Origin of the sequence: Nocardiopsis sp. NPDC049922, assembly GCF_040660275.1 — a bacterium.
GTDB lineage: Bacteria > Actinomycetota > Actinomycetes > Streptosporangiales > Streptosporangiaceae > Nocardiopsis.
This window is the reverse complement of record NZ_JBFAME010000014.1, coordinates 57,527-82,211: the sequence shown is the minus strand read 5'-3', so window position 1 is coordinate 82,211 and position 24,685 is coordinate 57,527. Positions and strand designations below refer to the sequence as shown.

Genomic DNA, 24,685 nt, shown 5'->3' with positions numbered 1-24,685 from the left:
CAGTGTTCGCGAGATCATTCCTAGCGTAGTCACCCAGGCACCCAACCCCCGCAGGTGGACGGAAAGAGATCACTGTGGCGACGAGACCGGTCCCCCGCCCCGCCCGCAGCGTCCCGACTGCCCCGGGAAACACCCCCCTGGTCATCGCGACCCCGCCGCAGATGCCGGAGAACCCTCCCGCCTCCAGTTCGGGCGCGATGATCATCATGCCGATCATCACCGGTTCCGGTTCGCTGCTGATGTCCATCACCATGGGCCACCGCCCCCTGATGGCGGTGGCGGGCGTCATGATCATGATGGCCAGCGTCGTCGTCGGCATCATCATGTTCGTCGCCCAGCACAACGGGCCGCGCAAGCGCATCCGGGAACAGCGGGAACGCTACGTCGACTACCTCGACCAGCTGCGCGAGATCGTCCGGGACGTGGCCGCCACGCAGCGCGCCGACAACGCGTTCCGCCATCCCGACCCGGAGCTGCTGACCGAACCGGCGCGCTCGCGGGCCCGGAGGTGGGAGCGGCGAGCCGCCGACCCCGACTTCCTGGACGTGCGCGCGGGTTCGGGGACCCGACCGCTGGCCCGCGCGCTGAAGCTCCGGGTGGACAACTCCAACCCGCTCATCGTCTACGACCCCGTCTGCCAGGGGGCCGCCGACCAGCTCATCGAGCTGTACGGGGACGTGCCGGAGATGCCGCTGGTCGTCCCGCTGCGCGAGTACGGCGTGGTGTCGGTCGTCGGCGACCGCGAGGCCGGGCGCGGGCTGGCGCGGGCGATGATCGCGCAGTTGGCGACCTTCCACTCGCCGCACGACCTGCGGATCGGCGTGGTCCGCGACCAGAAGCTGCGCCCGTGGTGGGAGTGGCTCAAGTGGCTGCCGCACAACACCTTCGACGAGGCCAAGGACGGCCCGATGCCCGCCCGACTGGTGGCCGGGAACACCGTGCAGATCGCCGAGCTGCTGTCCGAGGAGATCGAACGCCGCACGGTCGACCTCCAACGGCGCCGCGGCAAGCCGCCGGGCCCGGGCACGCAGCGGCTGGTCGTGGTGCTCGACGGCGAACACCAGTCGACGCTGTCCGGCCTGCACGCCGAACCGCCCGTGACCTCCCTGTCCGACCTGGGCATCCACGTCATCGCCCTGGTGGCCGACCGGCGCGAGGAGCCGGAGGCCGTCGACCTGCGGCTGACGGTCGACGCCGACGGGAACCTCACCGAGGACACCGAGAACCCGGGCGCTGCCGAGGAGCCGTCGCACACCCCGATCGGGGGCCGGGCCGACCGGGCGAGCGTCGCCCACCTGACGCACCTGGCGCGCTCCCTCGCCCCGTACGGGATCGCGGTGACCGACTCGGACGACGCCATGCACGAGACCGTCGGGCTGCCGGAGATCCTCGGCGTGCCCGACGTCGCGCAGCTGGACACGCGGCGGACGTGGCGCAAGCGCAGCACCGGCGACTACCTGCGGGTGCCGATCGGGATCGGGCCGAGCGGCAACACGGTGCTGCTGGACCTGAAGGAGTCGGCGTTCGGCGGCATGGGGCCGCACGGCCTGGTGGTCGGCGCGACCGGTTCGGGCAAGTCGGAGATGCTGCGGACGATGGTGGCCTCGCTGGTCATCAACCACGCGCCGGAGAACCTGGCGCTGCTGCTGGTGGACTTCAAGGGCGGCGCGACGTTCGCGGACACCGACCGGCTGCCGCACAGCGCCGGGCTCATCACCAACCTCGCCGACGACGACGGTCTGGTCATGCGGTTCCGGGAGGCGACCTTCGGCGAGCTGGTCCGGCGCCAGCAGATCCTGAAGAACGCGGGCAACCTGCCCAACCTGCACGCCTACGAGGCGGCGCGCGAGACCGACCCCGGGCTGGAGCCGCTGCCGCACCTGCTCATCATCATCGACGAGTTCTCCGAGCTGCTGACCGCCCACCCGGACTTCGCGGAGCTGTTCGTGGCGATCGGCCGGATCGGCCGGTCGATCGGCGTGCACCTGCTGCTGGCCACCCAGCGCCTGGAGTCGGGCAAGATCAAGGGCCTGGAGTCCCACCTGTCCTACCGGGTCGGCCTGCGGACGTTCTCCGAGGCGGAGAGCCGGGAGGCGATCGGGGTCGGCGACGCCTACCACCTGCCGCCCGAGCCAGGCTCCGGCTACCTCAAGGTGGACACCTCCGTCTTCGAGCGGTTCAAGGCCGCCATGGTCTCCCAGCCCTACGAACCGCCCCAGCGGGAGGAGAGGGACGAGCACGAACCGGTCCTGCCGCTGCTGTCCTACAACGGCCTGGCGAAGGTGACGGGCACGGGTTCGCTGGTGGACTCGCTCGTGGGCTCGATCAAGGCCAAGGAGGAGGAGAAGCGGCCCAGGCAGGAGAAGCGGACGACCCTCCAGGTGACCGTGGACCGGCTGGTGGCCTCGGGCGCCGAACGCGTGCGGCCGGTGTGGCTGCCGCCGCTGCCGGAGCTGCTCACCCTCGACACGGTGCTGGCCGACCTCGGGGAGGCCGACGACCTGGAGGGCGAGGGAACCGAGCCGGACCCGGCCGAGGCCAGGGCGGTCATCGGCCTCACCGACATCCCGCGCGAGCAGCGGGTGATCCCGGCGGAGCTGGACTTCACCGGCGGCGAGGGCAACATCGTCATCCTGGGCGGGCCCCAGTCCGGCAAGTCGACGCTGCTCCGGACGATCATCGCCAGCCTGGCGTGGCGGTACCCGCCCGGCCGGGTCGGGGTGTACGCGATCGACTTCGGCGGCGGCGCGCTCCAGGCGATGGACGAGCTGCCGCACGTCGCGGGTGTGGCGGGCCGGGCCGACCCCGAGCGGGTGCAGCGGATCCTCACCGACGTGTCGGGGCACCTGGACCGGCGCCAGCGGGTGTTCCGCAAGCACAAGCTGGACTCCCCGGCGGCGCTGCGCCAGGCGCGCGCCGAGGGGAAGCTGCCCGCGAGCGTGGTCGGCGACCTGTTCCTCATCGTCGACGGGTGGTCGGCGGTCCGGGACTCCTTCGACGCCGCCGACGACTTCCTCATGGACATCGCGACCCGGGGGCCGTCCCTGGGCGTGCACACGATCCTGACGGGCGCGGCGTCGTCGCAGATCAGGTCCCGGTTGCAGGCGCTGTTCGGGGGACGCTTCGAGCTGCGGCTCAGCGACCCGATGGACTCGGGGATCGGGCGCAAGGTCGCCGAGGAGATCCCGAAGGACACGCCGGGCCGCGGTCTGACCTCGGAGGAGCACCACACGCACGTGGCGCTGCCCCGTGTGGACGCCGTGGCCAACGACGAGGACGTGACCGACGGGATCCGCGACCTGATCAAGCGGGTCCGGGAGCGCTGGCCGCAGAAGGCGGTGCAGGGCGTCCGGACGCTGCCCCAGCGGGTGGAGCTCGACGAGCTGCTCAAGGGACGCAAGGGCGGCACGGGTCGGATGCGCGAACTGGTGCTGGGCATGGCGGAGAGCTCGCTCGCCCCGGTCACGACCCACCTCGACCGGGACCCGCACCTGGTGGTGTTCGGCGACCCGCAGACCGGTAAGTCGACGCTGCTGCGCGGGCTGGTCAAGCAGATCGCGCGGCGCCCGGCCACGGAGCTGGGCATCGTCATGGTGGACTTCCGGCGCTCGCACCTGGAGCTGGTGCCGGAGGACCACCTGCTGGCGTACTGCACCACGGCGGAGCAGACCAAGGCCGTCGCGGACAACCTGGCGGGGTCGCTGAAGCAGCGTCTGCCGGGACCGGACGTGACCCCGAAGCAGCTGCGGGAGCGCAGCTGGTGGAAGGGCCTGGACCTGTACATCGTGGTCGACGACATGGACATGATCGCCTCGCGCAGCAATCCGCTCGCGCCGCTGGCGCCGTACATCCCGCAGGGCGCCGACCTGGGCCTGCACGTCATCGCGGCCCGGCGCACGGGCGGTACGGCGCGGGCGATGTTCGAGCCGGTGCTCCAGGCGCTGAACGACATGGCCACGCCGGGCCTGCTGTTCTCGGGCGACCGGATGGAGGGGCGCCTGGCCAACGGCGTGGCCTCCACGTCGCTGCCCCAGGGCCGTGCGCAGCTGGCGCTGCGCGGCAAGCGGCCCGACCTGGTGCAGGTCGGTTGGAGCGAGCCTCCGGCCTAGGCTGGGTCCCCTGGTCCTCCGCTTCACCTCGGGCCCGCCCGTCGCGCGTGGCCGACTCCGGTCGCGGCGCCCACACCACCCCGGGGAGGTGGAACCATAGGAAGTCCGGGTTGGTCCCACTTGTGACAACTCCACCGTTCCCTCCCCCGAAAGGCAGATTCGTGCGGCGTTCCCTCGCCCTCATGTCGGCCGCGTGCCTGGTGGCCGTCACCGCCTGCGACAGTTCGTCGGCAAGCTCGGACGACTCGCCGGAGACGGTGGAGGACATCGCCGAGCAGGGACTCACGGGACTCGCGCTGCTGCACCGCGGATACGAGGGCGCGGACCCGGAGACCGACCAGGTCCTGGTGTTCCACGACCCGGCGACCGGCCAGCCCGTGCACGAACTCGGCCTGCCCGAGGGTGCGGTGGACCCCATGGCGTCGTCCCTGCCGGTGCACTCCCAGTTCTCCGCGGACTGGCAGTTCTTCGCCTACGCCACCGCCGAGCCGTCGACGATCACCATCGCCGCGCTCACCGACCCCGAGGACGTCGCGTCGACGGGGGTCGCGGAGGCCGCCGACGAGGAGGGCGAGGCGCCGGAGCGGATCAGCTACCAGCCGGTCGAGTCGGTCGCGGCGGCCCCGGGGGAGGTGTTGTCGCGGCCGGTCATCCACGACGAACGGCTCTGGTACGTCTCCGACGACGAGCAGGACGGGCAGCCGCCGCGGGTGATGTCGGTCCCCCTGGACGCCCCCGGCGGCACACCCAACCAGGAGGGCACGCTCCCGCTGGGCGACTACCAGGTCCCGAGCGACTGGGCGCTCACACCGGCGGGCGAGCTGCACATCCGCAACAGCGTCCAGACCACGCAGCTGGGCGGGGCGACCGGCCAGAGCCTGGTGGTGCGGCGGACCAACGAGAGCGTGGTCAACGCGTCGCTCACCACCCCCGAGGGCCAGTGGCAGACCTACGACGACGCCCTCGTGTGGGGCGAGGGCACCGCCGTGCTCGGCCCCGCCCCCACCGGAACCGGGCAGACGGGCGGCGCCTACCTGGTGACCGTGGAGGGCCAGGCGTTCACGGCCACGCGGCTGCTGGAGGAGGGTGGCCCGGTGCTCCAGTACACGCCGTCGCCCGAGCGCGACGCGCTCCTGCTCCAGACGGAGGAGGCGTGGTTCCGCGTCGACCTGGCGGAGGGCGAGGTGACCGGGACGGAGGAGGTCTTCCCCCGGTTCCACGACGCGTCCATGGACGGGTACCCGCTCGTCGTCCGGTGGGCCACGGAGGCCCCGGAGGACGCGCCGAGCGCCGGTCCGTCCGACTGACCGCCGGGCCGCACCACCGCGAGCGGCCCACGACGACGGAACGGAGAAGGTGTGCGCCAGAACGGACCCGCCCCCCACCCGGGCGGCCACCCACCGGCCGTATCCCGGGGCGCCTACCGCCTCAGGCTCATGGGCGTGCTCGGGATGTTCGCCTTCCTGAACGGCATGGCGCTCTCCAACATGGTCCTCTACGACAGCACGGCGCTCGGGCTCGCGTTCGCCCTGATGAACCAGGTCTTCCTGGTGCTGATGCTCGCGGCGCCGCCCCGGCCGCGGCGGGAGTGGGCCGACCACCGGCAGACGCGGACGCTCAGCCTTCTCAGCGTGCCGACCACGTGGCTGGTCACCACCGGCGTGTCGTTCCTCTCCGCCGTCTACGCCGACGGCTCCTGGACCTGGGAGCGCCTCCTCACCCTCGCCCTGGTCGTCATCGCGCTGCTGACCTCCATGGTCCTCTGGATCTGGGAGCTGGCCGTCGGCCCGTCACAGCCGTAGCCGGGCGACCGCCGCCCTCCTCCCGCGCTGAGAACCCCGTCCCGTCGTGAACACCCGGTGAACACCCGGCGAACGCCGCGTTCCCGGCATCGGTGACGTCTCCCAACACCTCGCGCACGACGAAACCCCACGCCTCTCCCAGGCATCCGACCTCGTGACCCTGACTCCGTTCCGTTCCGCTCCCCCGGCGTGACGGCCCCCATGCCGGGAGGGCGGGATCCGCCCTCCCCGTCATCCCGCACCCACGGAGGAATCTCGATGAGTTCAGAGGCGGGCGCCAACCCGATCGAGGCGATGGAGGGCGGCGAGTACGCGCAGACCCTCGCCGCCGCCATGGCCGGACTGGCCGACATGTTCGACCTCCTCATGGAGGACGCCGAGGCGGGCGCCGGGCACTCCGACGTCATGGCCGGCTTCCGCAAGTACAGGGACGAGTACGGCCAGGACATCGTCGACGTCCAGCAGCACGGCCTCTCCCTCGCCGACAACATCCAGGCCGGCGCCTCCGAGGTCGCACGCAACGACCTGGAGAGCGCGGAGGAGTACGACACCCCCTGGGAGTCACACCGCGACATCAACTTCGCGGACTGACACCGGCCCCCGCCCCTCACCCCCCATCCCGTTCACCCCGAGGAAGACCGTGGCCAGCTTCGACCTCTCCTTCTCCCCCCGCACCATCGACTACGACTCCAGCGCGATGCGGACCTGCGCCAGCGACCTGGAGATCCTCAACGCCCGGGTGCTCGGCCGCGCCGACGACCTCGGGGGCAGCTTCGACTCCGCCGCCGCCCAGTTCACCGACCTCGTCGCCTGGGACATCAAGGACCTCTCCGAGGAGGACCGGCAGTACTGGCGCGACGCCGCGGTCACGGTCACCTACGCGGCCTCGGTCGCCGAGATGTGGGCCGACACGATCGACGCCTTCCGCACCGAGCGCGACGACCAGATCACCGCGTGGGAGAACACCCGTGCGGAGAAGGCGTCCGCCGTTCCCGGCACGTACCAGGGGCAGACCATCACGTCCTCCTACCCCGAGGCGGACGGCTGGTGGTTCACGGACTGGGGCGCCGGGGACGAGATCAGGTGCCGCGAGCTCTACGACGAGCTCAGGACCACCCGCGACAACCTCGACACCCGTGAGCGGACGAACTGGCAGAACCTCCAGGACGGCGCCTCCGAGATCCGGGAGATGCTCGAACAGGGCCCCACCCCCGTCAACGTCCAGAAGCTCATCGAGGCGGGCAACGCCGGCTGGGCCTTCCTCAGCCTCGACCCCTCCCGCTACTCCTCCCTCATCGAGGACGGCGAACTCACCCCGGAGAACGCCGAGGAGTTCGCCGAGGAGCTCAACGCGTACTGGAGCGGCGACAAGCCCCTGGACGACCGCTACCACGAGATCATGCTGGTGATGTCGATGCTCGGGACGAGCGCCCGGCAGCACCAGCGGAACGGCACCGGGCTCACCTCCGAGGAGATCGCGTTCCTGGAGGAGTTCTACGACCAGCTGGAGGACCCCTACCGACGGGACGACGGCCTCGGCGCGGGCATCATGGTCTACCCCGATCTCATGGCGGAGTCCGGCATGAGCGACGAGGAGCGTGAGGAGGCCCTCGGCACGCTGGGCGACGGCCTGCTGGCCCTCTCCGACCCCCGGATCGGCGGCGGCTACGACAGGCTGCCCGAAAGCTTCCGGCACGCCGTCGAGGGCCCCTGGATCAACCCCGACGCCGAGAACAAGCTCCCCGGAACCCCGGTGTCGATGGGTATGGACATGAGGGCGCTCTCCGCCCTCCTCCAGCACACGGACGAGGGCATGGAGGGGGGCTACGGTCTGTCCACCAACCTCCACCTGGCCACGGGCGCCTTCCTCGACGCCTGGGGCGACACCAGCGACCCCGACGGGGTGCTGCCCGACTCCGAGCAGGTGTCGCACCTCATCGACGTGGCCAGCCGCAACGAGGACGCCAACTACTACCTGCTCACCGGCAACCACCTCGACCCGGAGCCGGGCGTCGACCACGGGGACGACGAGCTGCGCACGCGGGCGCTGGAGGGCACGCTCACCCACGAGTGGCACGACGACGGCGCCACCGCCCGCCAGCTCGTCGACTGGATGCACGAGGACCTGGCCAGCGACGACTACCAGGAGGTCAGCCGGGCCGGACGCGCGTTCGCCGGATTCATGGAGACCATCACCGACCCCGACATGCACGACGCACTCACCAACACCGGCGTGGACGTGACCGAGGGCGACAACGAGTACTCCGACGCGTCCTTCACCCAGTACAACGGCGAGCTCGCCGACGGCCTCGCGGACATCTTCGACGCCCACATCTACAGCTTCGCCAACGGTGACGTCCTGGACCACGGTGACGAGGCGGTGGACGGCATCGGAAGCTTCGAACACGACAGAAGCTACGTCCGCATGGGTGCTGACCAGCGCGCCATGTACATGCAGCTGCTGATGGGCAACGACGCGACCGCCGGGCGCGTGGTCAACTCGGTGGACGCCTACCAGCAGATCGAGTCCATCGCCTTCCTGGAGAGCGGGAACGAGGCCACCTCCGCCCGCGGCGCCGGACAGCTCCAGGGCCTGCTGGAACGAGCGCTGTACCTGGAGTCGGAGAACCGCGGCGCCGACCTCGACGAGCAGATCGAGCGCCGGACGCAGATCACCGAGTTCGTGGTGAGTGAGGCGACCGGCCTGACGGAGAAGATCCCGGTCATCGGCGCGGCGGTGTCCAAGGGGATGGGGCTGGCCGAGGAGAGCATCGTGAACGCCGTCGTCGACGGCGAGTACGAGATCTCCCCGCGCTTCCCCACCTACACGAGCGACGAGTCGGTCCAGCGCAACTTCAGCGTGGAGACCCTGGACTACATCGTGCACAACAGTCCCGACGCGCTCAACGGCGAAACCCAGCGCGCCGACCTCAGAGCCCTGGTCGCCGGCGGCGCTCTCACCGTCGAACAGGACGGCCGGGTGCTCAGCGCCTCCGACATCACCAACGACTTCGTCATCGACCACTCCGTCACCATGAGTTTCGAGAAGGACCCGAACGAGTGGTCGGACAACGAGGACGACGAGCTCGCCGGGATGGACGACGCGATCAGCAACATCATGGACACCGCCAGTATCAGCGCCACCTACGCCGACCCGCACACCGGGGAACCCGTCCACCGCTCCGGCCCCGGTCGCGCATGGGTGGAGGACTTCACCGAAGTGTACGGAGACGCCTACAACGAGACCCGTGACTACTTCGAGGGTGACCTCGAGACGTTCGGAACCTCGCCCAACGACGGATGACGGACCGCCCGACCGCCACACGCACCTCACCCCGACCCGCTCTGGAGGCCCCGTTGAACCTTCGCGAGAGCCGTGTGCCCGCCCTCCTGGTCACCACTCTGTTCGCCTGCCTCGCCCTGACCGCGTGCTCGTCCCCCGCGACCGACGAGGGGGCCGCACCGCAGGAGGACCCGACCTCGGAGTACGTCTCCAGGTCCTGGGTCAAGCGCGAGGCCATGGTGCGCACGCTGGACCGCATGTTCGCCGAGGGCGACCCGGACGAGGTCATCGGGAACACGGGGGGCACGCGCGAACACCTCTTCGACTCACGCGTCGTCAAGGAGAACGACGACGGCTACCACGTCGAGCTGGACAAGGACGAGTGGAACACCAGCGGGGTCAGCCACCTCGGAGATCTCGACGGAGCCCTCGGCAACGCCCTGTACCACAACGACGTCACGTGGTGCGGTGAGACCGTGTCCGGTGAGGACTTCGTCGACGCATACATGGACGAGCACTGGGAGACCCTCGACACCCACGACGAGTACGAGGCGAGCGTCATCGACTACGTGGACTGCGGCGACGGACGGCCCTGAACCCGAGATGAATACCACCACGGTGGCCGAATCCGGCCGCGAGGTCGCGAAGGGTGCGTGAGCATTGACCCACTGATGAGATCCTTACTATCGTCCGTGATCTCCCCTCCTCCCGTGTTCCTCCCCATGATGAACACCGTGTCCGCGGAGGACGGGCTCCCCGTACAGCTCCTCTCCCCCCAGGAAGGGTTCAGATGTCCCAGCACGCTGGTCTCGAAAATGTCAACGCACTCTCGACGGGTGGTGAAAACCTCGGCCAGGAGGCCGATGGCCTCCGCACCCAGATGAACCAGCTCATCCAGGACATGTCCAACGACGGCGACGCGTTGCAGGGCCAGGCGCTGCACGATTTCCGTGAGGCCCGCAACGCGCTCACCGAACGGTTCGACGAGCTCATGACCTGGTGCGGCCAGAACGGAATCAAGTTGAACGAGGGCCAGCAGCAGTTCAACATCACCGACGCCGATTCCGCGGCCGACCACGCGCAGGCCGCGAATGACCTCGGTGGCCTCGCCCGCCCCGTCAACGCGTAACTCTCCCCCACCTTCCCCGCAGAAAGGCGCGCAGTCATGGGTAACCAGTTCGACGTCTACGGCAATGTCGGCCAACTGGAGGGTCTGGCCTCCGACCAACAGGCGCACCTGGCCCGCTTCACCGCGATCATGAGCCAGATCAACGAGCAGTCCGAGAGCACCGTCAGCCAGTGGGAGGGCTCCGGCAGCCCGCAGTTCCAGGCCAAGGCCCAGGAGTTCGACTCCCAGTTCGCCGAGGTGAACGCCGCCTTCTCGAAGATGATCGCCGCGACCAGCGACACCGCCGACAAGTACTCCCGCCTGACCCGCTACCTGGACAGCCTGTTCTAGTAGGCTGATCGCCGATGTCCTCCCCCACACCGCCCCCACCGGATCCGGACCCGCACCTCCCCGAGGCGTTCCACTACACGCCCGACGAGGAGAAGTACGTCCTCCAGGCGGACGCCCTGCGGCACCGCCAGCTGCGGTCGGCTCTGCTGTACGGGTCCAGCCGCTACTGGCGGCGTCGGCAGCAGGTGTGGCCCGCGGTCATCGGCGGTCTCATCCTCACCGCGCTGATCTGCGGGGTCATCGCTCTCGTCGGAGCGTTCGGCCGCCAGCAGGAGGTCAACGAGGAACGTGGGTTCGGCACTTTCCGGCAGCAGATGATCCAGGAGTCCGTGTTCGAGGCTCCGCCGCCGCCGGAAGGTCCGTGACCCACCGCGTCACCATCCCCCACGCCTGACCGCTGGGGCCTCCACCACGAACACCGCAAGGGGGTCGCTCACTCTTGTCCGGCTCCGAACACGCCGCCTGGGCGCCCGGGTACGAGACGTCCGCGGTGCTGCGCCAGGGGCGCCGCGCCAGGATCGTGCGTGCGACGCGTGCGACCAGTGGCGCCGACGTCGTGCTCAAGGTCCTGCCCGCCGCCCCGGGGCGCGCGGAGCTCGACCGGCTGCGCGACCTCAGCGGTGTGCCCGGTGTGGTGCCGCTGCTGGACGCGGGCGCCACGGCCGAGGGTGAGCTGTTCGTGGTACTGCCGTTCTACGCGGACGGTTCCTTCGCCGACATGCTCGCGCGCAGAGGACCGGCTCCCATCCAGGAGGCGGCCGCAGTCGCCCGCAGCGCGGCGGCGGCCCTGGGCGCCATGCACGGTCGGGGTCTGGTGCACAACGATGTCAGTCCGGGCAATGTCCTGAGGGCGGGCCGTACCCCGGTTCTGACGGGCTTCGGCTCCGTTCACCCGATCGGCGCGGCCGTGCCCCCGCCGCCCCCCGGGTCGGAGTCGTTCCTGCACGCGCCCCCGGAGGCGCTGCGCGGCGAGCCGCGGACTCCCGCCTCGGACGTGTACCAGCTCGCGTCGACGATCTGGACGATGCTCGTCGGCCGCACCCCGTTCGCGTCCGAGGAGGCGTTCGACGCCCAGGCGTACGCACGGCGGGTGCTGACCGAGGACGCCCCGCCGGTCGGGCGGCAGGACGTCTCCCGCAAGCTCCGGGGTGTGCTGACGCGTGCCCTGGCCAAGTCCCCGGACGAGCGTCACGAGAGCGCCGCGGAGTTCGCCGCCGCGTTCGAACAGGCGCGCACGTCGCGGCCCGCGACGACCGTTTCCGGGGCGAGCGGCGCCCAGACGCCGCTGACCGGTGCGCCCGCCAGTCCGTACTCGGCGCCCAGCGGGGCACAGCCGCCCCCGACCTCCGTGCTGCCGGTCGCCGATCCGGCGGCGATCCCGCCCAACGCCCCGCTGTGGCCGCAGCCCCAGCCCGGCGAACCCGCGCAGCCGCCCGCCGCGCGTCTGGAGGGCGCCCAGCGGCTGCGCGGCGAACCGCGTCCGGGCCCCGACGACGACCAGCACGGCAGCCGACTGCCCGCCACCGACGCGGGCGGCACCGCCGAGATCATGATGGCCAAGCTGCGCGGCGAGGAGATCTCGCCCCTGCTCGCCTGGTCGCGCGTCGAGGGCTGGAGCGGCACGGCCGAGTCCGGTCGCCTGCCCGACGACGGTCCCGCGCCACGACGGGACGACACCCCCGAGTGGGCGGACCTCGACCGGCCGGACCCCACCCAGGTCCGCTGGCGCAGCCACCTCCACCTCGCCGCGACCGTGTGCGGCATCCTCCTGCTCACCTCCGTCTCCGGGGCCTTCGCGTCCGTCGGCCCCCAGACCCCGGTCCTCTCGGCCGCCGGGCCCGAGGAGCCCGCCGCCGAACCGAGCGCGGGAGCGGACGAACAGGTCGGCGACGGCGACGACACGGGAGAGACGGTCGAACCGACCGTCCCGGAAGCGGTCGGCGCCCCCACGAACGTGCTCCTGGAGGACTCCCTCAACGGCGTGCGGCTCAGCTGGACCGACAACAGCGGCGGCACCGCGCCCTTCTTCGTCGTGGGCGGCCGCCAGAACCACGCACCCGTGACCCTCGCCCGGACCGGGGCCGGGGTGACCTCCGCGCAGATCACCACCGCCGACACCTACGGCGAGTACTGCTTCACCGTGGTCGCCGTCGACGGTTCCGCCTCCGCCGCCGAGGAGGTGTGCACGGGGCGCGCTGCCGCGCGCGCCGAGGCCGCCGCGGCCGAGGAGGAGGAAGCCGCCGAGGAGGAGCAGGACGCCGAACCCTCGGAGGCGCCGAGCCCGGACGCCGCCGAGGAGTGATCCGCCGCCGGTGTGGGCGCGCCCCGGTGTGACCCGCGCCGTGTCGCGCCCGTGCCGCCTCCGATAGCGTTTGCCCGGCCGTGTCGTGGTTTCGCACGAGGAGCGCGGATTGTCCGGGGTCATCGTAGGGTTCGGCGTCATCACCAGCGTGGTCGTCATCGGGTACATGCTGGGACGGATCCCCATCCTCGGCCCCGGCGCCAAGGACGTCCTCACCCGACTCGCCTTCTACGTGGCCAGCCCCGCGCTGATGTTCACCATCCTCGCCCGCGCCGACCTCTCCTCCCTGGTGTCCACCCCCGTCCTGGCCAGCGTGGCCAGCGTCCTGGTGGTCGCCCTGGCGTTCGTCGTCGTGGCGTCCGTCCGGCGGTGGGGCCTGGGCCGCGGCACGATCGGCGCCCTGGCCGCCTGCTACGTGAACGCGGGCAACCTGGGCATCCCCATCTCCGCGTACGTGCTGGGCGACGCCTCCCTGGTCGCCCCCATCCTCCTCATGCAGCTGCTCGTGATGGCGCCCGTGGGACTCACCGTCCTGGACCTGTCCGCCGGGGACGTGCGCGGGGTCGTGCCGATCCTGCGCCGGGCGCTGGGCACGCCGGTGCGCAGCCCGATCGTCATCGCGTCGCTCACCGGTGTCCTGGTGTCCGCGTCGGGGTGGACCCCGCCCACCCCGCTCATGGAACCGTTCGACCTCGTCGGCGGAATGGCGGTCCCCGCCATGCTGCTGGCGTTCGGGATCTCCCTGCACGGAAGCGCCTTCCCCGGGCGCGGCCCGGAGCGCGGCCCCGTCCTGGTGGCGGTGGCGCTCAAGTCGTTCGGGCAACCCCTCGTCGCGTGGGCGGTGGGCGCGTTCGCGTTCGGCCTGGACGGCGGCGCGCTGTTCGCCGTGGTCGTGCTCGCCGCCCTGCCGACCGCGCAGAACATCTTCACCTACGCCGTCCAGCACGCCACGGGGGAGGCGATGGCGCGCGAGGTCGTGCTGCTGAGCACCTTCCTCACCATCCCGGTCCTGTTCACGCTCACGTTCCTGCTGGGGTGAACGGCCGCCGCGACCCCGGGGGACCGAAAGGGACCGCGCGTCATGTGTCGGTCAACGCCCGCCCGGGAATACCCCAATGGCGGGGTCCGTCCCTCTCCCCCTTGGGGGGCGGACCCCGTTGGTGTACCTGCGCTCGGCCCGGGGACGCCGTCAGGTCCCGAGCGCGTCCGCGAGCTCGGCGGCGCCGTGCCGCCCCTCCAGGTCCGCCACCAAGCGGAGGAGCCTGGTCCGGGTGTTCGCGCGCAGGCACCCGTCGGGGACGGTCTCCAGAACGCTCATGCCCAGTGCGGTCGCGCCGAGGGCGTCCCGCCTGGCCACGTGTGTTCGCGCGAGGATCGCCGTCGCCGCGGCCCACCCCGGCGAGCCCGCCCGTTTCAACCCGATCGACGTCTCCGCGTGCCGCGCGGCCTCCACCGGGTCGTGTCGGACGAGGGCCTCGGCCAGGTGCTGGTGGAACTCGGCGCGGTCGAACCCGAACCGGCCCGGCTCCTCACGGTCGGCGGTGTCCATGTACCGCCGAGCAAGCGTGACGGCCTCGTCGAGCCGGGCCCGATCCCCCAGAGCGGCGAGCGGGCGGAGTCGGCACCACGCGGTGATCTGGGCTCGGCGCAACGCGTCGTCCGCGAACTCCTCCGCCTGGTCCGCCAACTCCAGCGCCTCACGGTGGCGGTCCTGGGCCATGACCACCATCGACTGGGCTCCCAGCGCCCAACCCGCGAGCCGGTGCTCGCCGAGCTCCTCCCCCACCCTGGCCGCGGTGCCGAAGTGGATGAGCGAGGCGGGGACGTCGCCGGTGTGGTGGGCGAGGTTGCCCAGGAGACCGGACAGCCACCCGACGACACGGCGCACCTCCGTGGAGGTCGCGCTGCCGTCGATGAGCTGGGAGCGGCAGCGGGCGACCTCGGCGGCGAGCACACGCGGCGGATGGTCGCCGTACCGGGCGGCGTAGAACTCCACGGCGCGCTCGGCGAGGTCGAGCACGCCAGCGCCGGGTCCGTGGAGGGCGACGCCGTCCGCGACCGCGGTGAGGTCGGGGTGGGCGTCGGGCTGCATGAGGCCCTCCTGTCGCGCCGGTGACCGGAATCGTCGGCTTCGCACGGGGTCTGCCCAGACGAGGCGAGACCCTTCCCTGATCCACGGCGAGTGAACCCCACCGGCCATCTTCGGACATCGTCCTGACAGAGCGTGAACCCCACGTTACCCTCACTGCGGGGGTCTCAGCCGTATCGCTCGACGAGCGCGTCGCCGATCGAGGCCAGGTGGTCTCGCACACCCGCGGGGCCGGTCACCTCGAGCCATTCGACCATCCAGGCGAGCTCGCCGGCGAGCGCGTACTCGTCGCGGCCGCGGATCACGACCTCGACGCGGCCGTCGGTCGTGGAACCTCCCACCTGGAGCCGATCGCCGAGCGCCATCCGGAGCAGGCCTATCCCGTGGGGCGCGCATACCGCCTGGATCTCCAGGGGCGTTCGCCTGCGGTCGACCTCGTCGGAGATCTCGCGCCAGCTCTCGGCGAGGTCGAAGTCCGGAGGTCGGCGCACGGGATCGTCGGTCGGGTCGACGGACGAGACGCGGTCGATCCGGAAGGTCCGCCGGCCGGCCTCGGTGTCGCAGACGAGGTACCACGACGGCCCTTTGGCGACGATGCCCAGCGGGTGGACGGTTCTCCCGGTTTCGGCGCCTTCGCGGTCGACGTAGCCGAGCCGCACCTGGACGCCGCGGATCACCGCGTCCTGGAGTTCGTCGAGGAAGCGAGGCGGTCGGTGCTCGACCCGACTCGACCCCCATCGTCGCGGGTCCACGGCCAACGACGACGCCGCCGCCTCGGCCTGCATCCGGAAGGGCTCGGGCAGGGCTTGGACGAGCTTGCGCAGAGCCGCTTTGACGGTCGGCGTCGTAGCCGAGGCCGGGCCGGCGACCAGGAACAGGGCACGGGCCTCACTCGCGGTCAACCCGGACAGGTCGGTGCGGGCGCCGCCCACGAGGCGCCAGCCGCCGCCTCGGCCCTGCGTGGAGTACACGGGCACCCCGGCCATGGCCAGGGCGTCGAGGTCGCGGCGGGCGGTGCGCTCGGAGACCTCCAGCTCTCGGGCGACCTCTGCCGCTGTCACCTGCCCGCGCCGTTGCAGCAGGAGGAGGACGGCCACCAGACGGTCGGTTCGCATGTCGACAACATTTTCACACGAAACCGGTCATGAGGTGACCGGTTTCGGTCGGCACCATGGAGACATGACCCCACCGAGGGGTCCCACCGCCCACGACCGTGGCGGCCCCGGGCCTCCCCGGGGCGCGCCGACGCTCTCCTCGGGCGCCTTCGCCGCCTGACCACCCCGAAAAGATGAAGAGGAAATACAATGTTTGATCCAACCGATTTTCCCGAGCCCACCCTCATCTCAGTCAACGGTGTGGAACTCGAAGTCTTCGAGGCGGGGCGGGAGAATGCCGGGAACCCCATCGTGCTCTGCCACGGCTGGCCGGAGCACGCCTTTTCCTGGCGTCATCAGGTGCCCGCCCTCGCCGCAGCGGGCTACCACGTCATCGTCCCCAACCAGCGGGGTTACGGCAACTCATCCCGTCCGACCGAGGTGACGGCCTACGACATCGAACACTTGTCGGGCGATCTCGTCGCACTTCTCGATCACTACGGATACGAAGACGCCGTCTTCGTCGGCCATGACTGGGGGGCATTCGTCGTCTGGGGACTGACCCTGTTGCACCCGAACCGTGTGAACAGAGTGATCAACCTGAGCCTGCCCTACCTCGAGCGCGGAGAAAAGCCCTGGATCGAGTTCATGGAGGAAGCGTTTGGCAGCGACTTCTACTTCGTCCACTTCAATCGGCAGCCAGGCGTCGCGGACGCCGTACTCGAAGAGAACACATTCCAGTTCCTCCGCAACCTGTACCGGAAGAACGAGCCCCCCAGAGAGCCTCAGCCAGGTATGGCGTTCATCAATCTCGCCAGGGAAGAAACACCACTCGGTGATCCCGTGATGAGTGACAGCGAACTGGCCGTTCTCGTCTCCTCCTTCGAGTCAACAGGGTTCACGGGCAGCATCAACTGGTACAGGAACCTTGACCGCAACTGGCGCTTGCTGGCGGACGTGGACCCGATCATCCAGCAGCCCGCACTCATGATCTACGGCGACCGGGATGTGGTCCAGAGGTCCGAAAGACTGGCAGAGTTCGTGCCCAACGTGGAAGTGGCCACTCTGGATTGCGGCCATTGGATCCAGCAGGAAAAGCCGGAAGAAACAAACCGAGCGATGTTGGGCTGGCTGGAACAGCAGGGCGCCGTCTAGTCCCGAGGGCGTTTCGAGGTCGAGTGCGCCCTCCGGTTCGATGGGAACCGGCGTGTGACGGCGGTGGGCGGCCGGAAGGAGAACCGGGCCGTCCACCGCACATCACGGTTTCCGACTACCCCCAGGCGAGGGCGGTCAGTTCGGGGTCCTCCAGCGCGGTGCCGATGTCCCGCAGCACCTTGGAGCCGAGCTCACCGTCGACCAGCCGGTGGTCGAAGGACAGCGACAGCGTCGTCACCTTGCGGATCGCCAGCTCGCCCCCGTGCACCCACGGCATGTCCCGGATCTGGCCGAAGGCGAGGATCGCGGCCTCCCCCGGGTTGATGATCGGGGTGCCCGCGTCCACGCCGAACACGCCGACGTTGGTGATGGTGATCGTGCCCTGGGACATGTCCGCCGGGCTCGTCTTGCCCGCCCGCGCGGTGTCGGTCAGCTCCTTGAGCGCCCCGGCCAGCTCGGGCAGGGCCTTGGCGTCGGCGTCCTTGATGTTGGGCACCACCAGCCCCCGGTCGGTGGCGGCGGCGATCCCCAGGTTCACGTAGTCCTTGACCACGATCTCCTGGTTCTCCTCGTCCCAGGACGCGTTGATCTCCGGGTTCCGGCGGATCGCCATGAGCAGCGCCTTGGCGACCAGCAGCAGCGGCGAGACGCGCACGTCGGCGAAGTCGGGGCGCTCCCGCAGCCGCGCGACCGCCTCCATCGTCCGTGTGACGTCCACCTGGAGGAACTCGGTGACGTGCGGCGCCGTGAACGCGCTGCCGACCATCGCCGCGGCGGTGTGCTTGCGCACCCCCTTGACCGGGATCCGCCGCTCCCGGGCGGCCCGGTCCTCGGCGACGGCCGGAGCCGCCACCGCCGGAGCGGCGGCGGGCGCCTCGGCGGGCTCCACCGCCGCCCGCACGTCCTCGCGGGTCACGATCCCGCCGGGACCCGTCGGCGTCACCGACGCCAGGTCCACGCCGAGGTCGCGCGCCAGCTTGCGCACCGGCGGTTTGGCCAGCGGACGCCCGACGACGGGAGCGGTCGGAGCCGCGGGCGGGGCGGCCGGGGCCGCCGGAGCGACCGGGGCCGCCGCGGCGGGCCTCGGCGCGGGCGGCGACACCGGGGCCGACGGCGTCGGACGCCGACGGGCGCGGCGCTGGGTGGCGGCGGCCTTCTCGCCATAGCCCACCAGCGGCTTCTCCCGCTCCTCGGTCTCCTCGTCCGCGGCCGGCGTCCCCGCCGGGGCCGCCGCCTCGGCCGGGCCCCCGCTGCCGTCGTCGACGGTGATGATCACCGTGCCGACGTCGACCGTCTGGCCCTCCTCGACCAGCAGCTCGCGCACGGTGCCCGCGAACGGGCTGGGCAGCTCGACCACGGCCTTGGCCGTCTCGATCTCACAGATGTTCTGGTTGACGGTGATCTCGTCACCGGGCTTGACGTACCAGGTGAGCAGTTCGGCCTCGACCAGGCCCTCACCGACGTCGGGCAGCTTGAACGACTGCACACCGCCGCTGGCGGGTGCGTTCCTCTGAATCCCCATGTCTCCAGTTCCCCTAGAACGCGAACGCCCGGTCCACACCGTCCAGAACCCGATCAAGGTCCGGAAGATAGTGCTCCTCCAGCCTGGACTGAGGGTAGGGAGTGTCGAAGGCGGCAACACGGATCACCGGCGATTCCAGGTGGTAGAAGCACTCCTCGGTGACCCGGGCGGCGATCTCAGCGCCGGGGCCGCCGCTGAGCGGGGCCTCGTGCGCCACGACCAGGCGACCGGTGCGCTTCACCGAGTCCACGATCGTCGGGTAGTCCACGGGGGCCAGCGACCGCACGTCGACGACCTCGATCGAGTGGTCGGTGTCGGCCTCGGCCGCCTGGAGGGCGGTCTTGACCATCGGCCCGTACGCCAGCAGGGTCACGTCCGTGCCGTGGCGGGCGATCCGGGCGGCCCCCATCGGGGTCGCCTCCTCGATCGGAGCCTCGGTGTCGACCTCGGCCTTCTCGTAGTAGCGCCGCTTGGGCTCCAGGAAGACCACCGGGTCGTCGGAGCGGATGGCCTGCTGGATCATCCAGTAGGCGTCCTCGGGGTTGGCGACCGTGACCACCCGCAGGCCAGCCGTGTGGGTGAAGTACGCCTCGGGCGACTCACTGTGGTGCTCCACCGCGCCGATGCCGCCGCCGTAGGGGATGCGCATGACGACGGGGACGCTGAGCTTGCCGGCGGACCGGCGCCGCATCTTGGCGAGCTGGGTGAAGGTCTGGTTGGCGGCCGGGAAGAAGAAGCCGTCGAACTGGATCTCCACCACCGGCCGGTACCCGCGCATGGCCATGCCGATGGCGGTGCCGACGATGCCGGACTCGGCCAGCGGGGTGTCGATCACCCGGTCGGCGCCGAAGTCCTTGTGCAGGCCGTCGGTGACCCGGAAGACACCGCCGAGGCGCCCGACGTCCTCGCCCATGACCAGGACCTTGGGGTCGTGCTCCATGGCGGCGCGCAGGCCCGCGTTGATCGCCTTGCCGATCGTGAGGTTGGTTCCCATGGCCTAGCGGCCCCCTTCCACGCCGGCGTCCTCGAAGGACGCGAGGTACTCGGCGAACTCGGACCGCTGCTGGTCGATGTGGACGTTCGGTTCGGCGTAGACCTCGTGGAAGATGTCCAGCGGCTGGGGGTCGGGCAGCGCCCGGCACTCCGCGCGCACCCGCTCGCCGATGGCGTCCGCCTCCTCCTCGACCGAGGCGAAGAACGCGTCGTCGGCCATCCCACCGCGCTCCAGGTACCGGCGCAGGCGCAGGATCGGGTCCTTGGCCTTCCACTCGTCCAGTTCGGCGGTGGTGCGGTAGCGGGTGGGGTCGTCGTTGGTGGTGTGGGCGCCCATCCGGTAGGTGAACGCCTCCAGGAGCGTGGGCCCGTTGCCCTCGCGCGCGTTGGCCAGGGCCGCGCGGGTGACCGCGAGGCAGGCGAGCACGTCGTTGCCGTCCACGCGCACGCCCGGGAAGCCGAACCCGGCGGCGCGGCGGTAGATGGGCACGCGGGCCTGCCGCTCCAGGGGCTCGGAGATGGCCCACTGGTTGTTCTGGCAGAAGAAGACCACGGGGGCGTTGTTCACCGACGCGAAGTTGAACGCCTCGTTGGTGTCGCCCTGGCTGGTGGCGCCGTCGCCGAAGTAGGCGATGACCGCGGTGCCGTCCTCCCCGACCGCGCCGTCGCGCTGGACGCCCATGGCGTAGCCGGTGGCGTGCAGGGCCTGGCTGCCGATGACGATCGTGTACAGGTGGAAGCCGTGCTCGTGGGGGTCCCAGCCGCCGTTGGTGACGCCGCGGAACATGCCCAGCAGTTCCTTGGGCTCGATGCCCCGGCACCAGGCGACGCCGTGCTCACGGTAGGAGGGGAAGGCCATGTCGCCGTCGCGCAGGGCCCGTCCGGACCCGATCTGCGCGGCCTCCTGGCCCAGCAGGGAGGCCCACAGGCCCAGCTCGCCCTGCCGTTGGAGGGAGACGGCCTCGCTGTCGACCCTGCGGACGAGCACCAGGTCCCGGTACAGGTCGCGGATCTCGTCGGCGCCGATGTCCAGGGGGTAGTCGGGGTGTGCGGTGAACTCCCCTTCGGGTGTCAGGAGCTGGACAAGCTCCGGTTCTGCGTGTGCGGTGGTGTCCGACACGTCGCTCCTCGGGTTCTCGGGGCCGGATGCGCGTGGGTGAACGCTGATCGGCCGAATCAAGGTCCGCTCACCCGGGGTGGTGGGCGCAGCGGACAGCCCTCATCACATCGTGACAGAACTCACTATGTGGAGCGCAAGACCTCAGCGTCACCTTTTAACCTGTCCGCCCCATCATCCTGAACCAGCGCGCACACGCAACTACCAGGGCTTCCTAGCAATTACAAGGACTTCCAACAACTTTGTGGATCCCAGTCGGACACAGACCGGAAACGCCCGGGCGGCCTCGGTTCGAGGCCGCCCGGGCGTGACGCGTCATGGCGTGCTGACTACGGAGAGAGACGAAGCGAGGGCGCGAGGCGAAGGGGCGGGGGCGCGAGGGCCGTGCGGCCCCGCGGAGCGAACGGGCTCAGGCGGGGACGCGCATACCGCGCTCGCGGCCGTAGTCGGCGAGCATCTCGCGGAGCTGGCGACGGGCCCGGTGCAGCCGGGACATCACGGTGCCGAGCGGGGTCCCCATGCGCGCGGCGACCTCCTTGTAGGCGTAGCCCTCGATGTCCACGAGGTAGATGACCTCCTGGAACTCCTCCGGCAGCCGCGCGAGCGCGAGCTTGATGTCGGAGTCGGGCAGGTGGTCGAGCACCTCGGTCTCGGCCGAGCGCATGCCGGACGACGTGTGCGCCTCGGCCGCGGCGAGCTGCCAGTCCTTGATCTCGTCGGTGGTCTCCTGGCGCGGCTCGCGCTGCTTCTTGCGGTAGGAGTTGATGAAGGTGTTGGTCAGGATCCGGTAGAGCCAGGCCCTCAGATTGGTACCCGCCCGGAACTGGTGGAAATTGGCGAAGGCCTTGGCGAATGTCTCCTGGACGAGGTCCTCCGCGTCGGCCGGGTTGCGGGTCATCCGCAGGGCCGTCGGGTAGAGCTGGTCGGCGAACGGTGTCACCGCGGTGGCGAAGTCCAGGGTCTGCTCTTCGGCGCGGTTCTCACCGGTCGTGGAGGTCTGGTCCGCTGCGATAGTCGTCAAGATTCCCCCCTCAGGACGACCGGACGATCACTTCCACACTGGTAGACGCCACCACACGCTTCCAATGATGACATCAAACGGGGTGATACGAGTCACGAAGGCACCGAAAGCGTCTCCAGTACGAGTAAGCATGCGGTAAAGGACCAGCGTGGCGCCTGGCCAGGACACGGTCGCGGGCCCACGTGTCATACGCTGGCGTCGCCCGCTCCGAGTGGCTCGGAGAGGCGCCCGCCCACTCCGCGGCGGGCGAGTGCGGCACACCCACATTTCTTCTGGAGGACGCTGTGGCCCGCGTCGTTGTTGACGTCATGCTCAAGCCCGAGATCCTGGACCCCCAGGGTCAGGCCATCGCCGGGGCCTGCTCCCGGCTGGGCTTCGAGGGGGTCGAGCAGGTCCGGCAGGGCAAGCGCTTCGAGGTCGAGGTGGAGGGCGAGGTCGACGACGCCAAGCTCGCCGACGTCCGCCGTCTGGCCGAGACCCTGCTCGCCAACACCGTCATCGAGGACTTCGAGGTCCGCGTCTCCTGACCCGACCGACGGGCGGACCCCACGCCGGGTGTGTCCGGAATTGGCCAGCCGCGTCCCGTATCGGGCGCGGCTGTTCGTTTTGCGGCAACCGGGCTCGGGAAGGTTCCTTAACGTGCCGATCCGGTAACCGATCACGGAGCACGAGAGGTGTACGCATGGACGCCGTTTTCTCGATATCGCTCCCCCGACAGGCGTACACGGTGTCCGTCGTCCGCGACGTCCTCGGCACTCTCCTCCGACGGGCCGGGCTGTGCCGGGACTGCGCCGACGACATCATCCTCGCCACCTCCGAAGCCTGCGCCAACGCCATCGAGCACGCCGGATCCGCCCACGACTACCGGGTCGAGGCCGACCTCGACGCCCACCTGTGCGAGCTGAGGATCTCCCACAACGGCGGGGTTCCCGCCAGCGCGGCGCTGCCCCGCAGGTTCTCCCAGGGCCACGTGCCCCTGCCCCGGCTCTCCGCCGAATCCGGCAGGGGCATCTTCCTGATGCGCTGCCTCATGGACGAGGTCGCCTTCCGGACCACCCCCAGGTCCACGGTGCTCCTGCGCAAGCACCTCGCCGCCTGCGACCAGCGCGGCGGCCCCGGGGGCGCCCCCGTCCCCAGGCACGACCTCGCGGCGCTCTGAGACGTCCCCCGACGGCGGGGCCCTCGGAAGGTCCCGCGAGGGCGTCCCCGAACCCGCCCGCGCGCGGTGTGGCGCACACCACCGCGACTGTCGGGTCACACACTCCGACCGCGCCTCCGGCCGCCGCGATTGGGAGGATCACACAGGCCACGGGCCCGGAACCGGGGTGAGCGTCGTACCCGAACACAGGCGAGCGGGTACGCTGCGAGGTGCGGACACGCCGTCTCCGCGACGGCCCGGCGTCCGCGGACTCCTCGCCCAACCACCCGCTCTCCCGCACGCGCGGGACGCGGACACACAATGACCCGGAGTGTGCTCATGGCAGCCCGTGTGGGCGTCGTCACCTTCCCCGGCTCCCTCGACGACAAGGACGCCGCCCGCGCCGTCGCGCTGGCGGGCGCCGAGCCCGTCTCGCTCTGGCACGCCGACCCCGACCTCAAGGGAGTGGACGCCGTCGTCCTCCCCGGCGGCTTCTCCTACGGCGACTACCTGCGCTGCGGCGCCATCGCCCGGTTCGCCCCTCTGATGTCCGAGCTCGTTCCGGCCGCCCGCTCGGGCGCGCTGCCGGTGCTCGGCATCTGCAACGGCTTCCAGATCCTGTGCGAGAGCCACCTCCTCCCCGGCGCGCTCACCCGCAACTCCTCGCTCCGCTTCGTCAACCGCGACCAGGTGCTGCGCGTGGAGTCCGCCGACACGGCCTGGACCGGCGACTACGCCGAGGGCCAGGAGATCCTCGTGGTCCTCAAGAGCGGTGAGGGCAGCTACGTCGCCGACGAGGAGACCCTGGACGAGCTGGAGGCGACCGGGCGGATCGTGGTCCGCTACGTCGGCGGCAGCCCCAACGGATCGCGTCGCGACATCGCCGGGATCACCAACGAGCACGGGAACGTCGTCGGCCTCATGCCGCACCCCGAGCACGCCGTCGAGGCGCTGACCGGGCCCTCCACCGACGGGCTGGGCTTCTTCACCTCGATCCTCAGCCGTCTGGCGGCCGGATCCCCGGTCCACGCCTGACCCGACCGATCCGCACACGGACAGGGGGACGATCCTCGCGATGATGGAGCTCCTGCGCTCCCGCCGATTCAAGATCGCGCTGGCCTCGGCGGTCGTCGTCGGTCTGGTGGTCTCCGGGGCGCTCGGCCTCTTCCAGGCCCTGCGCGCCCCCGTGCCCCCGGCGCCGGGTGAGGTTCCCGACTCGGGAGCGGCCCAGAACCAGGAGCGGCTGGAGGCGCCGGACGTCGACGTGCTGGGCGACCCCCCGGAGGGGCTGTCCTACGTCTCCGAGGACGGGGACGTGCGCTGCTCCACCGCCGAGTGCGTGCGCCTCGTGCGGGTCGTCGCCGCCGAGGGCGAGGAGGCTCCCGGCTCCGAGGAGGCGATCACGTCGGTCTACGACCACCTCCTGGACGCCAACTGGGGTCAGCTGCTCCCCGAGGGCGCGCAGTCCCCGGACGACGTGCCCCTGGGAGAGACGATCCTCACCGACGGGGACGTCCTGGTCGCCGACTCCTCCGAGCACGACGCGGAGGACGCGACCGCGCTCCTCATGCTCGGCAACGCCAACCCACCCTCGTCGTGAC

22 protein-coding genes are annotated in these 24,685 nt (G+C 70.8%); 16 read left to right on the top strand and 6 right to left on the bottom strand.

Going from position 1 to position 24,685, the window contains the following annotated elements; genetic code table 11:
* The first annotated feature begins 197 nt into the window (after positions 1–197).
* The 11 genes from eccCa to AB0I72_RS22645 all read left to right on the top strand — a co-directional run bounded on the left by eccCa (position 198) and on the right by AB0I72_RS22645 (position 13,994).
* The gene (eccCa, locus tag AB0I72_RS22695; protein WP_358572036.1) at positions 198–4,109 is read left to right on the top strand and encodes a type VII secretion protein EccCa; all 3,912 of its coding nucleotides are present in this window, start codon (positions 198–200) and stop codon (positions 4,107–4,109) included.
* A 161-nt stretch (positions 4,110–4,270) separates the two neighbouring features.
* A complete protein-coding gene (locus tag AB0I72_RS22690; protein WP_358571925.1) occupies positions 4,271–5,416 on the top strand; it encodes a hypothetical protein in 1,146 nt (381 codons plus the stop codon).
* A gap of 51 nt (positions 5,417–5,467) precedes the next feature.
* Positions 5,468–5,911 (top strand): hypothetical protein, encoded by a 444-nt coding sequence (locus AB0I72_RS22685; RefSeq protein WP_358571923.1) that lies wholly within the window; start codon positions 5,468–5,470, stop codon positions 5,909–5,911.
* Between the two features lie 258 nt (positions 5,912–6,169).
* Complete coding sequence (locus AB0I72_RS22680; RefSeq protein WP_358571921.1) at positions 6,170–6,502, top strand: hypothetical protein; 333 nt, start codon at positions 6,170–6,172, stop codon at positions 6,500–6,502.
* Between the two features lie 49 nt (positions 6,503–6,551).
* The gene (locus AB0I72_RS22675) at positions 6,552–9,215 is read left to right on the top strand and encodes a hypothetical protein (protein ID WP_358571919.1); all 2,664 of its coding nucleotides are present in this window, start codon (positions 6,552–6,554) and stop codon (positions 9,213–9,215) included.
* 53 nt (positions 9,216–9,268) lie between these two features.
* Positions 9,269–9,790 (top strand): hypothetical protein, encoded by a 522-nt coding sequence (locus AB0I72_RS22670; protein ID WP_358571917.1) that lies wholly within the window; start codon positions 9,269–9,271, stop codon positions 9,788–9,790.
* 194 nt (positions 9,791–9,984) lie between these two features.
* Positions 9,985–10,323, top strand: a complete 339-nt coding sequence (locus tag AB0I72_RS22665) for a hypothetical protein (RefSeq protein ID WP_358571915.1) — start codon at positions 9,985–9,987, stop codon at positions 10,321–10,323.
* Between the two features lie 36 nt (positions 10,324–10,359).
* Positions 10,360–10,653, top strand: a complete 294-nt coding sequence (locus AB0I72_RS22660; RefSeq protein ID WP_358571913.1) for a WXG100 family type VII secretion target — start codon at positions 10,360–10,362, stop codon at positions 10,651–10,653.
* Positions 10,654–10,667: 14 nt separating this feature from the next.
* Positions 10,668–11,018, top strand: a complete 351-nt coding sequence (locus tag AB0I72_RS22655; protein ID WP_358571911.1) for a hypothetical protein — start codon at positions 10,668–10,670, stop codon at positions 11,016–11,018.
* 74 nt (positions 11,019–11,092) lie between these two features.
* A complete protein-coding gene (locus AB0I72_RS22650; protein ID WP_358571909.1) occupies positions 11,093–12,955 on the top strand; it encodes a protein kinase in 1,863 nt (620 codons plus the stop codon).
* 109 nt (positions 12,956–13,064) lie between these two features.
* A complete protein-coding gene (locus AB0I72_RS22645) occupies positions 13,065–13,994 on the top strand; it encodes an AEC family transporter (RefSeq protein WP_358571907.1) in 930 nt (309 codons plus the stop codon).
* Between the two features lie 150 nt (positions 13,995–14,144).
* Here AB0I72_RS22645 and AB0I72_RS22640 read toward each other — a convergent pair whose 3' ends face one another.
* Positions 14,145–15,047, bottom strand: coding sequence for a hypothetical protein (locus AB0I72_RS22640; RefSeq protein WP_358571905.1), 903 nt, complete (start codon positions 15,045–15,047; stop codon positions 14,145–14,147).
* A gap of 164 nt (positions 15,048–15,211) precedes the next feature.
* Positions 15,212–16,159, bottom strand: a complete 948-nt coding sequence (locus AB0I72_RS22635; RefSeq protein WP_358571903.1) for a WYL domain-containing protein — start codon at positions 16,157–16,159, stop codon at positions 15,212–15,214.
* A 189-nt stretch (positions 16,160–16,348) separates the two neighbouring features.
* Here AB0I72_RS22635 and AB0I72_RS22630 point away from each other — a divergent pair, with 189 nt between their 5' ends.
* Positions 16,349–17,293, top strand: a complete 945-nt coding sequence (locus AB0I72_RS22630; RefSeq protein WP_358571901.1) for an alpha/beta hydrolase — start codon at positions 16,349–16,351, stop codon at positions 17,291–17,293.
* Between the two features lie 115 nt (positions 17,294–17,408).
* Here the strand turns inward: AB0I72_RS22630 and AB0I72_RS22625 are convergent, their stop codons facing one another.
* From AB0I72_RS22625 to AB0I72_RS22610, 4 genes are all read right to left on the bottom strand, one after another.
* Entirely contained in the window at positions 17,409–18,815 is a 1,407-nt protein-coding gene (locus AB0I72_RS22625; RefSeq protein WP_358571899.1) for a dihydrolipoamide acetyltransferase family protein, read from the bottom strand.
* Positions 18,816–18,828: 13 nt separating this feature from the next.
* The gene (locus tag AB0I72_RS22620) at positions 18,829–19,809 is read right to left on the bottom strand and encodes an alpha-ketoacid dehydrogenase subunit beta (RefSeq protein ID WP_358571897.1); all 981 of its coding nucleotides are present in this window, start codon (positions 19,807–19,809) and stop codon (positions 18,829–18,831) included.
* A gap of 3 nt (positions 19,810–19,812) precedes the next feature.
* Positions 19,813–20,928, bottom strand: coding sequence for a pyruvate dehydrogenase (acetyl-transferring) E1 component subunit alpha (pdhA, locus tag AB0I72_RS22615; RefSeq protein WP_358571895.1), 1,116 nt, complete (start codon positions 20,926–20,928; stop codon positions 19,813–19,815).
* 406 nt (positions 20,929–21,334) lie between these two features.
* A complete protein-coding gene (locus AB0I72_RS22610) occupies positions 21,335–21,946 on the bottom strand; it encodes a sigma-70 family RNA polymerase sigma factor (protein WP_358571893.1) in 612 nt (203 codons plus the stop codon).
* Between the two features lie 284 nt (positions 21,947–22,230).
* Here AB0I72_RS22610 and purS point away from each other — a divergent pair, with 284 nt between their 5' ends.
* The 4 genes from purS to AB0I72_RS22590 all read left to right on the top strand — a co-directional run bounded on the left by purS (position 22,231) and on the right by AB0I72_RS22590 (position 24,684).
* Positions 22,231–22,473, top strand: coding sequence for a phosphoribosylformylglycinamidine synthase subunit PurS (gene purS, locus AB0I72_RS22605; RefSeq protein WP_358572034.1), 243 nt, complete (start codon positions 22,231–22,233; stop codon positions 22,471–22,473).
* Between the two features lie 155 nt (positions 22,474–22,628).
* Positions 22,629–23,105, top strand: a complete 477-nt coding sequence (locus AB0I72_RS22600) for an ATP-binding protein (RefSeq protein ID WP_358571891.1) — start codon at positions 22,629–22,631, stop codon at positions 23,103–23,105.
* Positions 23,106–23,423: 318 nt separating this feature from the next.
* A complete protein-coding gene (gene purQ / locus AB0I72_RS22595; RefSeq protein WP_358571889.1) occupies positions 23,424–24,119 on the top strand; it encodes a phosphoribosylformylglycinamidine synthase subunit PurQ in 696 nt (231 codons plus the stop codon).
* Positions 24,120–24,159: 40 nt separating this feature from the next.
* Positions 24,160–24,684, top strand: coding sequence for a hypothetical protein (locus AB0I72_RS22590; protein ID WP_358571887.1), 525 nt, complete (start codon positions 24,160–24,162; stop codon positions 24,682–24,684).
* Position 24,685: the final 1 nt, after the last annotated feature.